The organism is Bacillus cereus group sp. BfR-BA-01355, assembly GCF_022663675.1.
Lineage (GTDB): Bacteria > Bacillota > Bacilli > Bacillales > Bacillaceae_G > Bacillus_A > Bacillus_A thuringiensis_S.
This window is the reverse complement of sequence record NZ_JAKUFY010000036.1, coordinates 1-13,609: the sequence shown is the minus strand read 5'-3', so window position 1 is coordinate 13,609 and position 13,609 is coordinate 1. Positions and strand designations below refer to the sequence as shown.

Genomic DNA, 13,609 nt, shown 5'->3' with positions numbered 1-13,609 from the left:
TTCAAATGGTTTTAGCTTGATATGGGAGAAGTCTGCCCATTTTTTAAGATTAAGCTAAATTGAAGACAGCAGGTAAAGAACCTTAATCCTTTTTTACGATAATATGTAATGGGTAAGGTGTATTCACCTTACCCATTTTTATATGCATAATTAAATAAGGCTTCATACTGTTGGTCTCTCTATTTAGCTTATGGACGATAAGTAAAGGAGAGAAAAAAATGAGTATATTAACAGTAGAAAATTTAAGTCATTCGTATGGTGAGAAAACCATCTTATATAATGCATGCTTTCGATTATTAAAGGGGGAGCATGTTGGGTTAGTAGGGAAAAATGGGATTGGAAAATCAACACTGCTAAGAATTTTAACAGGAGAACTTATACATGATGATGGGAACATTGAATGGTTTCCACATGTAAAGGTTGGATTTTTGCAGCAGCATATAGATTTACAAGAAGGGATAACAATTGAAGGATACTTGCAAAGTGCATTTTCTAACTTGTATGCGATTGAATACGAAATGTTAAAAATTGCAGAAGAGATGGCTGAAGTAGTAGAAGTAGAAAAATTGTTAGTAAGGTATGGAGAGTTACAAACTATATTGGAAAACTCTAATTTCTATCAAATTCATACAGAAATTGAAGAAGTGGCAATTGGTTTAGGGCTGTTTGAAATAGGATTGGAAAAGGATGTTTTAAAGTTAAGTGGAGGACAGCGGACAAAGTTATTACTAGGAAAGCTTCTTCTAGAAAAAGCTGATGTTTTATTGCTAGATGAACCAACGAACTATTTAGATACAGCACATATAGAATGGTTGCAATCGTACTTGAAACTGTACGAAAAAGCTTATATTATCATTTCGCATGATGAAGTATTTTTGAACAATATTACGAATGTCATTTACCATCTAGAAGAACGAAAAGTTAAGCGATATGTAGGGGATTATGAAAAGTTTTTACAAAGTTACCAAGTACAAAGGAAACAATTACAATCGGCGTATGTGAAACAACAAAAAGAAATTGCTCAGTTAGAAACATTTATTCAAAAAAATAAGATTCGAAAAGCAAAACAGGCAAAAAGTCGAGAGAAAGTATTGGAGAAAATGCAAAGGGTTGAAAAGGTTAATAATATACCTCGGTCCCGTTTTGCTTTTACTGTTTATAATGAACCAGTAAGTCGTATATTACAGGCTGAGAAACTAAGAGTGGGTTATAGTGAGCCGTTATTTCCAGGCTTGAATTTACAAGTGAAAAAAGGAGAAAAGATAGCTGTTGTTGGTCATAACGGTATTGGAAAAACGACAATGTTAAAGACGTTATTAGGTCAAATAAAGCCGCTAAGCGGTTCAATTTTTGTTGGGGAACGAGTAAATCCTGCTTATTTTGCACAGGAAGAGTTTGCTTCAGAAATAACACCGTTAGAGAAAGTTTGGGCAGAACGACCAGATATGACAAAGAAAGAAGTGCGCCAAGTATTAGCGAAGTGTGGATTGAAAGAAGAACACGTATTAAAACCTATTCGTTTATTAAGCGGTGGAGAGCAAACGAAAGTGCGTTTATGTGAACTCATCGCAACGAAAAGCAATGTTTTAATTTTAGACGAACCGACTAATCATTTGGATGTAGAAACTAAGATGGCTTTAAAAGAAGCGTTACAACAATATAAAGGAACGGTTTTAATTGTCTCACATGAACCTTCTTTCTATGAATCGTGGATAACAAAAGTATGGAATATAGAAGAGTGGAATGCTGAACAATATGAATAAAGAAAAGACATTAGCTTTTATGAGCTAATGTCTTTTCTTTGTGATTAACATGATTTTCGAGAACTCTTACATGAGAATTGTATGAAGAAGCACTCTTATGGTGCGCTTATAAGCGTGCTTTTTCTTTTGTTATATTTATAATAATACGAAAGCCTTTCCCTAACAGGTGACTATCTTTCTTTATATATATAGATAGTTCAAAGTGGAATGAAAATAATTCCTATATGTAAAGAATAATGTGGATATTATAGGAAGACAATAGAAATTAAAGGAAATTCATGTAAAATTCAAATTAACTTCATATCAACTTCATATTAGAAATTAATTATAATAGGTTATTGTGATGCTTTTTATTTTTCATAAAATTAAAAGTTTGAATTTAGGAGGTATTGCTCAAACCTAAATTCAAACTTTAGTGAAATAATTAATGGATATTACGTCTAGTTTTCGCTAATGACGGCATTTAAAAGTTCGGCAGGATTACCTGTTCCTGCACCACCAATTGTAATAGATCCGCCAGGAGGAATTTCGCCATTCCATCCTGCGTTCGTAATTACATAATGATTATTTGTTTTACTATTAATTTTAGAATCCCAAACTTGTGTTAAATTGCCGCTATAATCAAATTCTAATTTCCAATTTTTAATAGGGGTCGTTCCATTATTTTTGATTATAATCGAGAAGTTATAACCGCTGCCCCAATTCGAAGTGACTGAAAATGTAGCAGTGCCATTTCCATCAGGAGGTGTCGTATTAGCTTCATCTGTTTTGACAGTAAGAGCGGTAGGTTGTGATTTATTTCCAGTAGCATCTTTGGCAATTACTGAAAATGTGTATTCCGTATTAGGTTTTAAGTTTTTAATTGTAATGCTATTTGTTGTTGCACTCCATTTTTCTTCTCCGGCAGTAATTTCGTATTCAGTAACGCCTACGTTATCAGTGGATGCAGTCCAACTTAATTGAACTGAGCTTGAATTTTTATTCGTAACTACAATATTTTTAACATTTGTTGGTGGCTCAGTATCTTTTTGACTAATAGGTCCACCAAGTAATTCTTTTACTAGCGTATCAAGTAATTTTGGACCACTACAACTATATTTTGGACTTGTACGGCAATCCCCGCTTAGTTCCCAAAACATTGCTCCACTTAAACCCTTCGTCTTTATATAGTCTGTTTTATATTTCATAGATTCATTGTCATCGTAGCTAATAAATGTGCCTGTAGTCGCATTATATAAGTAAGGTACTTTAGCTGTGTCATTCCAGTAGCGTACAAAACCATTTTTATTAACGTAATTGGCTGCTAAATCACCGTAATCATACACACCTGTGTCACCGGTAGAATAATCATCCCAAGTACCTTTAGAAGCAAGTTTCCCATCACTACCTGGTTTGCAAGGTTGATATTGTCCGTTATTTTCTTTTCCACAACTTTTCCAGCCACGTCCGTAAAAAGGTACGCCTAATACTAGTTTATCCACTGGAACACCTTCATTGGTATAAACGTCTATAGCACCATCTACGTAAAAATTCGTATTTGCTGCTGGGTCATTTGGATCCTTGTATAGAGCTGCATTATGATTAGAAGTAGCTTCCCATCCACCGTGGAAATCATATGTCATAATATTAATCCAATCGAGTATTTGAGAAATTTTCTTTAGCTCTGTATGATCAGCGTAGCGTTGACTTGCACCTGACGCGATTGTTAGTAAATATTGTTTGCCATCTTCAGCACCTGCTTTATTCAAAGCATTTCGGACGTCTTGAAGAAGAAGAGTGAAATTTTGTTTATCTTCAGGACGATAACTACCACCAGGAATTGTTTCAACGCCCGGATATTCCCAGTCTAAATCTACGCCATCAAATCCATATGCGCGAAGAAAAGCTACTGTAGATTCGGCAAATACTTTTCTTGTCTTTTCATCAGCGGCCATATCAGAAAAGCGGTTAGACCAAGTCCAGCCACCAACAGAAATTATTGTTTTTAAATGAGGATATTTAGCTTTTAATCGTTTTAGTTCTCCGAAATTTCCGCAACGGGCATATTTATCGCAATCTTCCCAAGTTGTACCTGAGCCAGGATACGATTTGGTAACATCAGCCCATGGTTCACCGAGTACGAGAGTACCATTAGGAACCTCTTTATTTTGCAATGGTACACCAGATTCTTTACAGTTCCACGTTTGTTTATTTGGATTATCCGGATGGGTAGAAGGATTTCCATGTTTTCCATTCCAACAAATATCCGCGAAAGCATAGTTAAGGTGAGTAAGTTTTGATGCATCAATGTCAGCAACTTGATAATTACGTCCGTAAACGCCCCACGAAGGAAAGTACCCAACAATTTTTTGACTTTGCTTTGGTGAATCTGCTAATGCGAGATTTGGAGTAATAAAATTTGTGAGAAAAAGAGGTAAGAAAAGTAGTAGAGATAGTAATAGCAGTGTGAATTTTTGAGACCTCATAGCCATTTCTCCTTTCAAAATAAAAGATATATTTAAAGGCATACGCCAATAAATCAAAATGAATCTAGACGTATGAAACGTCTAGATAAAATGATCAGACATCACGAAGTCTATACAAGGGAGCTGGGGGTGATTAAATCGTAACAAATGTAAGATTTAGTGTAAACGCTTTATTAAGTTGAAAAAGACTTTCTCAATACAAAAAGGCTTGAATACAAACTATATATGAAAACGAAAGGTCGGTATGGGAGGAAATAGCTCATTATAAATAAATTTGAGAAAAAATTGTATGGAGCCAATTATTAAAGACGTAGAAAGATAAGGAAATATCATGTGAAACAATAGTAAAAATATGTAAAGGAGGGAATAGTGTGGATGTGTTTTTGAACATTGCTGAAGAAAAAATTCGCCAAGCAATACGGAATGGTGATCTTGATTATCTTCCGGGAAAAGGAAAACCACTACAATTAGAAGATTTTTCAATGGTACCTCCAGAACTTAGAATGAGTTATAAAATTTTAAAAAATGCGGGAATGATTCCACCAGAGATGGAACTACAAAAAGATATATTAAAAATAGAGGATCTAATTGCCTGCTGTTATGATGAAGAAGAGAGAAAGAAATTACGAGAAGAGTTAACAATAAAAACGTTACGTTTTCAGCAGGTAATGGAAAAGAGAAAGATTAAAGATAGTTCAGCTTTTCGTATGTATCAAGACAAAGTATTTCGTAAATTACGCTAAGAGGGATAAGATGACTACATTTAAAACGATAGAAGAAATAGCGACCTATATCGAAGAACAACAATTGGTACTTCTGTTTATTAAAACGGAAAATTGTGGTGTTTGTGATGTTATGCTAAGAAAAGTAAATTGCGTATTAGAGAATTATGATTACGTAGAGAAAATAGAGATATTACTACAAGACATGCAAGAGATTGCGGGGCGATATGCCGTATTTACAGGACCGACAATTTTATTATTTTATAATGGAAAAGAGATCCTTCGAGAATCGCGCTTCATTTCACTTGAAAATCTAGAGAGAACCATTCAATTATTCGAGGAATAAGGGAGGCTTTTATATGGAATTTATTATCGTCATACTATTATTTGTTGTAGTTGGAATAATCGTAACAGCAGTTCGATCGAACAAAAAGAAGGTAAATCTTACAAAACAAAATAACATTCATAATTCATCTAACAGCTCATCACCATTATTTTTCTTTGCTGGATCTGATAATGATAGCTCGCATGATGGTGGCTCACATGATTGTGGAGGGTCTTTTGGGGGAGATAGCGGAGGAAGCTGCGGTGGTGGCGGTGATTGATGAAAATGCGCCTTATATAGGCGTATTTCTTTTTAAACAAACGTTTGATTAGTTGGCTTACATATTGCATAAACACAGTTAAACAAACGTTTGATTAATATTTTTAATATACTAAGGGGAATGGAAATGAAAAGGGAACCGAAAGTGAAAAATAAGGGGAAAGTATTGTTATTTTTATTAGCTGCGGGAGGCGTATTTCTTGTTAAATTAGCATTTAAATTTGGAACGATACATATGATTCGAACTTGGTTTGAAAGTACGTTTTCTTAAATAAGGAATATATCCTCTTGCGATAGAGGTTTTTGATTTGTTATTATTAGACTGAACGGTCGGTTTAAAGAGGTGTGAATATGAGAAGAAGCGCAGAAGAGATAAAGAAAGAAATTGCATATAAAGCAGAAAGTCTATTTTCACAGAAGGGCTACGCAGCTACATCTATGGAAGAGATTTGTGAAATTACAGAGCGAAGTAAAGGAAGTATTTATTATCACTTTAAAAGTAAAGAAGAATTATTTTTATTTGTAGTGAAACAGCATACGTATGATTGGGTTGAAAAATGGAATGAAAAAGAGAAGTTGTATAGTACTAGTACTGAAAAACTATATGGTCTCGCGGAATATCATGTAGAGGACATACAGCAACCAATTTCAAATGCAATAGAGGAATTCTCTATGAGCCAAGTTGTAAGTAAAGAGATTCTGGATGAACTGTTAGCTTTAACTAGAGAATCATATGTTATGTTTGAGAAATTAATTGAAGCAGGTATACAGTCTGGAGAGTTCCGTGAAGATAATACTCGTGATCTTATGTATATTGTGAACGGATTATTATCAGGGCTTGGAGTACTTTACTACGAGTTAGATTATAAAGAGCTGAAACGTATTTATAAAAAGGCAATAGATGTATTGTTAAAAGGAATGGCAGCTGAATAATAAGTCAGTTGCTTTTCTTACAAAACAAATTAGACCGAACGGTCGGTTTATGGAAGGGGAATGAAAGTGAAAGCTTTATTTAAAAACCGAGCATTTATGCTCGTTATGGCATCTGATATTTTACAACAATTTGCAATTTGGATCAGAAATATGGCTCTTTTATATTTCATAATGGAGCGGACAAATAATGATCCAGTTTCAGTGTCTCTATTATCTGTCATGGAGTATGCACCTATCTTTATTTTCTCGTTCATTGGTGGTGCATTAGCAGATCGCTGGAATCCGAAAAGAACAATGGTCGCTGGAGATGTGTTGAGTGTACTGTCTATTATAGGAATTGTCCTGTTGTTAAAGCTGGATTATTGGCAGGCTATATTTTTTGCAACACTCATTTCCGCGATTGTAGGTCAGTTTTCTCAGCCCTCATCTTCGCGTATATTTAAGCGCTATGTAAAAGAAGAACAGGTAGCAAATGCGATTGCATTTAACCAAACATTACAGTCATTATTTCTAATTTTTGGGCCAGTGGTAGGATCGCTTGTGTATACACAACTTGGTTTATTTACGTCACTATATAGCTTAATCATTTTATTTTTGTTATCTGCTATCGCCCTTTCATTTTTACCAAAATGGGTTGAAAAAGAGAAAGTGGCAAGAGATTCATTAAAAAATGATATAAAAGAAGGATGGAAATACGTTCTTCACACGAAAAATTTACGTATGATTACGATCACTTTTACAATTATGGGTTTAGCTGTTGGATTAACAAATCCATTAGAGGTGTTTCTTGTAATAGAACGCCTTGGAATGGAAAAGGAAGCAGTTCAATATTTAGCAGCAGCTGACGGAATAGGTATGTTAATCGGTGGTATTGTTGCTGCAGTTTTCGCTTCAAAAGTGAATCCGAAAAAGATGTTCGTATTCGGTATGAGCATATTAGCGATGTCATTTTTAGTAGAAGGGCTATCTACATCATTTTGGATTACTAGTTTCATGAGATTTGGAACAGGTATTTGTTTAGCTTGTGTTAATATCGTTGTCGGTACGCTTATGATTCAACTTGTACCAGAAAATATGGTTGGAAGAGTAAACGGGACGATTTTACCACTGTTTATGGGGGCAATGCTAATTGGAACTTCACTAGCTGGAGGATTAAAGGAACTAACTTCACTAGTTATTGTGTTTTGTATAGCAATGGCACTTGTTTTATTAGCGATAGGGCCAGTTCTACGCATGCAAATAAAGAAAGAAGATGTCGTTAATAAAGAGAAACTAACAAATTCGTTAGCTTCGAAATAACTATTTTAAGGGAGCAAAATTGCTCCCTTTTTCTTTGAGGAACTTTTGACAACTATATGAGCCAATTATATACTGATGTTGTAAAAACGATTTTACAGGTTAGGAGCAATGGTGTGAAAAATCAAATCTATGAATTACGCACTGAAAATAATATTTCACAAGGCGCATTAGCTGATAAATGCAAGGTTTCTAGACAGACGATAAATGCAATTGAGAATAATAAATATGATCCAAGCTTAGCGTTAGCATTCCGTTTAGCTGAAGTATTAGGAACAACTGTTGATAAATTATTTTTGTACAAGCAGTAGAGTCGTTTATTATAAGGCGCACCGTTAAAAATAAAAAAGATCCTCTTCTCATGAGAAGAGGATCTTTTCTTATAGCGTTTTAGTCTTTGGACTAGGTGGTGTAACGGATGTATTATTTTCTGGAACTCTAGTTAATAAGAATCCACCGATAATAAACAGAACAATAATACTAAGAACACCAGCGTTTGTTTTTCCTGTTAATTGCGTTGTAACACCGACTAATACCGGGCCCATAATTGCGGCAAACTTACCAAAGATATTATAAAATCCGAAGAATTCATTAGCAGATTCTTTTGGTACTAGTTTTGCAAAGTATGAACGACTTAGTGCTTGAATACCACCTTGAGATGTAGCAACTAACATTGCTAAAATCCAAAAATCAAGTGTCGTTTTTAAGAAATAAGCATATATGCAAATGATGATATAAATAATGATACCGACATATAGCATTTTTTTACCTGTAAATGTTGCTGATAATTTTCCATATAATAAAGCAAATGGACAAGCGACAATTTGTGTTACAAATAATATGATTAATAGATTAGTTGCACTGATACCGAGATCTGTTCCGTAAGCGGTGGACATGGTAATAATTGTATCGACCCCATCAATATAGAAAAAGTAAGCGATTAGGAACATGAATACAGTTTTATATTCTTTAATATTTTTAAAAGTAGCAGCAAGGCGTTTGAAGCTCATTGTAATTGGTCTAGGGTGACGTTCAATATAGTGCTTTTGCTCTACGTTTTTTAGCATTGGAATCGTAAATAACCCCCACCAAAGAGCTGTTATCGCAAATGAAATTTGACTAGCAATACCAACAGATAAAGGGATAGTTCCTTTTTGAGAAAGAATAATAAGAGCGATACAACCGATGAAAGGAATAGTACTCCCAATATAGCCTAATGCGAAACCTCGCGTAGAAATTCGATCCATTCTATCTTCAGAAGTGACATCTACTAAAAATGCATCATAAAAAATGTTTGCTCCAGCAAAACCGACTAAGGCGAGCATATAGCATCCTAATAATAAGTACCACTGAGATGTTGGAACGACTGCTAACATACTTGTAAATACGATACCGAGTCCAAAGAAGAATGTGAAAAATCGTTTTTTAAATCCTTTATAATCAGCAACTGTGCCGAGAATAGGAGCAAGTATAGAAATTAAAAGTGTAGCGAACGAGTTTGCATATCCCCAATATGCTGTTGAAGTTGCCCCGGATAGTCCAGCTTCTTTTGCAGCTGCTTTAAAGTAAATTGGAAATAATGCAGTTGTAATGACGAGCGAATATACCGAGTTCGCCCAATCGTATAATATCCAGCTTTTTTCTTGTCTGGACATTTTTTTCATATAATGTTCCCCCTTAAATTTGTTTTACTAACAGTGTACAAAAATAAAAATTATAAAAAGAGAAACAGTGATGAATTTTACATAACTTTTACATATATACACAGTTCTTTACAATTGGAGTAAATCCTCTACAATTGCTCCGTCTGTTTCACCTAAGTGTAAACCGAGTAGTCTAGCGATAGTTGGACCTTCATCAATAAGCCTCATGTACGGGACGGTAACGCCGCTTTTTATTCCTTTCCCAGCAGCGATAAAAATTGTTTCATAGTTAGGTTTTGTTGGAGAGTATCCATGCGTACCAAATGTATATTTTTTACTAGGCGTAACATCTTTTTCAGTAATTTCTTTTATAAAATCTCCTGTATAGTTTTCAGTGAAATAATAACCCTCTTGTGCTTCTAACATAAATAAACAATTACCATCTGCACCGCGGTCTTTCGCAGCTTCATCATGAAGTATAAATTCAATTCCATTCTGTTTATTTTGCAGCAGTTCTTCAAGGAGTAGTTGTACTTCTCGAATTGTATCCGTATCATTTTTGTCTTTCACATATACATAGGCAGAGCCATCACAACTTTGGCAATAGGCTTTCCAGTCTACTAATTTGCCTTTTTTATTAAGAGATATAAGTCCTCTTTGATGGAATAGCACATTTAATTGGATGGATTTGTTTTCACTTAAAGCGCTATGATCACCAAGGGCAATAATTGTACTTTCTTCGTATAGATCACTGTCTTTTAAAGTTTGAATAATTTTCCCTAGCCGCTCATCATGTCTATGAATTGCAGCTATTGTTTCGTTAGATTCAAAGCCATGATAATGTCTTTGCGTGTCTAAATCAGTGAAATGTACGAACATAACATTAGGCTTTTTCGTCTGAATGGTGTGTACAGCAGAGGCGAGGACGAAACCATCCAGCTCTGGTTGTGATAAACCATTTCTTATATGGCCGAAACGACGATTTAAATCTAATTGGTATAGTGGGCTACCGCTAAATAAGGAAACTAACACTTGATTTTGCCACGGTCTATTGGGGAAAATTTCTGGTAAATTGTAATCAATGTTTGCTCTCCCAGTAACAGGCCATAGAAGGGCAGCTGTCGTTAAATTTGCTTTACGTGCTTCATCATACAATGTTGTTCCTTTTATCGATTTTCGGTACCAATGCCAATCAGGTGATTCACGCCCTGGTTGAAGTAACGTATTGCTAACAACACCGTGCTTGTTAGGGTAATTACCGGTTACGATTGTTGAGTGGCTTGGATATGTTACAGAAGGATAAATTGGTTCTACTTTTTCGACAACCGTGCCCTTTTTTATTAGAGATTGGAAATGAGGTAGTTTTTGTAGTATAGGAAAATCTAAAGCTGATAAACAGTCGAATGATAAAATAATGACGTGGTTTGTTAATGCTTTATCCATAAAGTTCCCTCCTGATTATATAAAACCTATTCTTATATATTACTATTAATACCTAGTAATAAAAATATATTTTTAGGTGGAAATTCATTATTTATTTTCAGAAAAAATAAACATATAATTAAGTATAAGGGAATCTATGGAAGGAGGAAACACTATGGATTGGTTAGATGGATTTGGTATCTTTTACATCATTGGCGGAATCACGATTATCCTTGTATTTGCTATTTCATATTTACTAAAGAAACGGTTTCCAGATAAACAGTTCGATATTATATTTGCACTTAGTTTAATACTTCTTTGCTTAGCGTCCTTTCCCGTTACAATGATGGTTATTGGTGGGTGGGAAGGAATGGGATATGGATTTATTGGTTTCTTCGTTCTACTAGGGACACTTATCGGTATGATTGCACATCAACTTGTAAAAATCTCTCGAAAAAGCTACGTATAAAACTGCAAAAAACGAAAAGAATATATAATAATAAGAAAATTAGCTATTGTTTTAAAAAAGAATTTGTATTATGATAATCAACAAATTTATTTCGTTATAACGATGAAAAAGGACTAGTACATGTTCAACCTTTTTAGCAGAGAGAGAATCCGCCAGGCTGAAAGATTCTTAAAAAGGCAATATGGAACCTGCCTTTGAGTTCTGCATATGCAGCGGGAATTTCCCGTTATCAAGAAGAGAGCATATACAATTTTTGTGTATGAATCAGGGTGGTAACGCCGGCAAAGCTCGGTCCCTATTTAGGGACGCGGGCTTTTTTGTATTTTCTAGAAGGAGGAAGACTGACTATGGCAAAAGAACAAGTGCAAGCCATTACGAAGATGGAAGAGGACTTTGCGCAGTGGTATACCGATATTGTAAAAAAAGCCGAACTGGTTGATTATTCAAGTGTAAAAGGGTGCATGATTTTACGTCCATATGGTTATGCCTTATGGGAGAATATGCAGAAGGTGATGGATGAGAAGCTAAAAGAAACTGGCCATGAAAATGTATATATGCCAATGTTTATCCCAGAGAGTTTATTGCAAAAAGAGAAGGATCATGTTGAAGGGTTTGCTCCTGAAGTAGCATGGGTTACGCATGGCGGAGATGAAAAGTTAGCGGAAAGACTTTGTGTACGTCCTACATCTGAAACTTTATTCTGTGAGCATTTTTCAAAAATTGTGCAATCCTATAATGATTTGCCAAAATTATACAACCAGTGGTGTTCAGTAGTTCGTTGGGAGAAGACAACTAGGCCATTCCTTCGTACGACAGAATTTTTATGGCAAGAGGGTCATACAATCCATGAAACAGCAGAAGAATCGCAGGCTGAAACATTAAATATTTTAAACTTATATGCTTCTTTCTGTGAGGATTATTTAGCGATACCAGTTATTAAAGGACAAAAAACAGAAAAAGAGAAGTTTGCTGGAGCAAAGGCAACTTATACAATTGAAAGCTTAATGCATGATGGGAAAGCACTTCAAACAGGAACATCCCATAACTTTGGAACGAATTTCTCTGAAGCATTTGATATTAAATTTTTAGATCGTAACGGTAAGTGGCAATATGTACACCAAACATCTTGGGGTGTATCAACAAGAATGATAGGTGGGCTAATTATGGTTCATAGCGATAATAATGGACTTGTAATGCCACCAAAAGTTGCTCCAGTGCAAGTTGTTATCGTACCAATTGCTCAGCATAAAGAAGGAGTTTTAGCGAAAGCAACAGAGTTACAAGGACATATTCAAAAAGTTGCACGCGTGAAAATAGATGCTAGTAATAAAACACCGGGCTGGAAATTTAATGAGTATGAAATGAAGGGCATTCCAATTCGATTAGAAGTTGGGCCTAAAGATATTGAAAAGAATCAAGTTGTACTTGTAAGAAGAGATACGAAAGAAAAAGAATTTATATCAATGGATCAATTAGAAGAACGTATTCCAGCACTACTTGAGGAAATTCATGACTCTTTATTTAATAAGGCAAAAGTATTTCGCGATGAGAATACGTATAGTGCGACGAATTTTGAAGAGATGAAACAAGTAGCTGATGAAAAGCAAGGATTTATTAAGGCAATGTGGTGCGGAGAATTAGCTTGTGAAGAGAAACTAAAAGAAGAAGTTGGAGTATCTTCACGTTGTATGCCTTTTGAGCAAGAGCATTTAGCTGACGAATGTATTTGTTGTGGTAAAGAAGCTAAACAAATGGTGTATTGGGGAAAAGCGTATTAATAATCCTTCTGATAGGTGATAAAAAGGACTTTAGGCTGCATAATAAAATGCAACCTAAAGTCCTTTTAGTTTTTACAATTTATTTCATGTATTTTTTAGTGGAAGGATGTGTTTTATTTTGCGTTTTTACGGCGAATAAATAGTAACATACCAATTAGGAATGTTGAAAGCCCCATTAAAATAGATGCAGGATAATGTGTTGCCGTATTCGGTAACTTATCGCCTTGTTTTTTCGCATTATCTTTTACATTGCCACCTTGAGAGCCGTTTCCACTGCTATCGCCTTTAACACGGTTACCGCCCTGAGAGCCATTACCACCTTGAGAACTGCTATCGCCTTTAACACGATTACCGCCTTTAGAGCCATTGCCCCCAGAGCCCTTGCCACCAGACCCCTTGCCACCAGACCCTTTGCCACCAGACCCGTTGCCACCAGAGCCACTGCCACCAGAACCGTTCCCGCCCGAACCATTGCCGCCAGAACCGTTACCACCAGAGCCGTTACCGCCGGAAC

At 35.4% G+C, this 13,609-nt stretch carries 14 protein-coding genes and 1 other annotated feature; of the genes, 10 read left to right on the top strand and 4 right to left on the bottom strand.

Annotation, left to right across the window (positions count from 1 at the left end):
- The first annotated feature begins 218 nt into the window (after positions 1 to 218).
- Positions 219 to 1,763 (top strand): ABC-F family ATP-binding cassette domain-containing protein, encoded by a 1,545-nt coding sequence (locus MR167_RS14340; protein WP_242314869.1) that lies wholly within the window; start codon positions 219 to 221, stop codon positions 1,761 to 1,763.
- A 440-nt stretch (positions 1,764 to 2,203) separates the two neighbouring features.
- Here the strand turns inward: MR167_RS14340 and MR167_RS14335 are convergent, their stop codons facing one another.
- Positions 2,204 to 4,228, bottom strand: coding sequence for a glycosyl hydrolase family 18 protein (locus MR167_RS14335; RefSeq protein WP_016097644.1), 2,025 nt, complete (start codon positions 4,226 to 4,228; stop codon positions 2,204 to 2,206).
- A gap of 371 nt (positions 4,229 to 4,599) precedes the next feature.
- Here MR167_RS14335 and MR167_RS14330 point away from each other — a divergent pair, with 371 nt between their 5' ends.
- The 7 genes from MR167_RS14330 to MR167_RS14300 all read left to right on the top strand — a co-directional run bounded on the left by MR167_RS14330 (position 4,600) and on the right by MR167_RS14300 (position 8,094).
- Complete coding sequence (locus MR167_RS14330; protein ID WP_000382370.1) at positions 4,600 to 4,971, top strand: DnaJ family domain-containing protein; 372 nt, start codon at positions 4,600 to 4,602, stop codon at positions 4,969 to 4,971.
- 10 nt (positions 4,972 to 4,981) lie between these two features.
- Positions 4,982 to 5,296, top strand: coding sequence for a thioredoxin family protein (locus tag MR167_RS14325; protein WP_000206513.1), 315 nt, complete (start codon positions 4,982 to 4,984; stop codon positions 5,294 to 5,296).
- A 13-nt stretch (positions 5,297 to 5,309) separates the two neighbouring features.
- Positions 5,310 to 5,555, top strand: a complete 246-nt coding sequence (locus tag MR167_RS14320; protein ID WP_000394364.1) for a hypothetical protein — start codon at positions 5,310 to 5,312, stop codon at positions 5,553 to 5,555.
- Positions 5,556 to 5,681: 126 nt separating this feature from the next.
- Entirely contained in the window at positions 5,682 to 5,825 is a 144-nt protein-coding gene (locus MR167_RS14315; protein ID WP_242314867.1) for a histidine kinase, read from the top strand.
- Positions 5,826 to 5,905: 80 nt separating this feature from the next.
- Positions 5,906 to 6,487, top strand: coding sequence for a TetR/AcrR family transcriptional regulator (locus tag MR167_RS14310; protein WP_001254448.1), 582 nt, complete (start codon positions 5,906 to 5,908; stop codon positions 6,485 to 6,487).
- A 66-nt stretch (positions 6,488 to 6,553) separates the two neighbouring features.
- Positions 6,554 to 7,786: an MFS transporter gene (locus MR167_RS14305; protein WP_242314865.1), complete on the top strand. Its 1,233-nt coding sequence runs from the start codon at positions 6,554 to 6,556 to the stop codon at positions 7,784 to 7,786.
- A gap of 56 nt (positions 7,787 to 7,842) precedes the next feature.
- Positions 7,843 to 8,094 (top strand): helix-turn-helix transcriptional regulator, encoded by a 252-nt coding sequence (locus MR167_RS14300; RefSeq protein ID WP_002023181.1) that lies wholly within the window; start codon positions 7,843 to 7,845, stop codon positions 8,092 to 8,094.
- A 69-nt stretch (positions 8,095 to 8,163) separates the two neighbouring features.
- Here MR167_RS14300 and MR167_RS14295 read toward each other — a convergent pair whose 3' ends face one another.
- Together MR167_RS14295 and MR167_RS14290 are read right to left on the bottom strand one after the other, a co-directional pair.
- The gene (locus tag MR167_RS14295) at positions 8,164 to 9,447 is read right to left on the bottom strand and encodes an MFS transporter (RefSeq protein WP_016078592.1); all 1,284 of its coding nucleotides are present in this window, start codon (positions 9,445 to 9,447) and stop codon (positions 8,164 to 8,166) included.
- A 108-nt stretch (positions 9,448 to 9,555) separates the two neighbouring features.
- Positions 9,556 to 10,869 carry an alkaline phosphatase family protein gene (locus MR167_RS14290; RefSeq protein ID WP_242314863.1) on the bottom strand — a complete coding sequence of 438 codons (1,314 nt, stop codon included), beginning with the start codon at positions 10,867 to 10,869 and terminating at the stop codon, positions 9,556 to 9,558.
- A gap of 154 nt (positions 10,870 to 11,023) precedes the next feature.
- Here MR167_RS14290 and MR167_RS14285 point away from each other — a divergent pair, with 154 nt between their 5' ends.
- Together MR167_RS14285 and proS are read left to right on the top strand one after the other, a co-directional pair.
- Positions 11,024 to 11,317 (top strand): YesK-like family protein, encoded by a 294-nt coding sequence (locus MR167_RS14285; RefSeq protein WP_000383852.1) that lies wholly within the window; start codon positions 11,024 to 11,026, stop codon positions 11,315 to 11,317.
- Positions 11,318 to 11,410: 93 nt separating this feature from the next.
- Positions 11,411 to 11,617: a binding site (T-box leader), on the top strand.
- 47 nt (positions 11,618 to 11,664) lie between these two features.
- A complete protein-coding gene (proS, locus tag MR167_RS14280; RefSeq protein WP_001040982.1) occupies positions 11,665 to 13,095 on the top strand; it encodes a proline--tRNA ligase in 1,431 nt (476 codons plus the stop codon).
- A 113-nt stretch (positions 13,096 to 13,208) separates the two neighbouring features.
- On the opposite strand, the gene MR167_RS14275 is transcribed toward proS, so the two are convergent.
- Positions 13,209 to 13,609, bottom strand: a 401-nt coding sequence (locus tag MR167_RS14275) for an LPXTG cell wall anchor domain-containing protein (RefSeq protein ID WP_242314862.1), incomplete at its 5' end; no start/stop codon positions are given.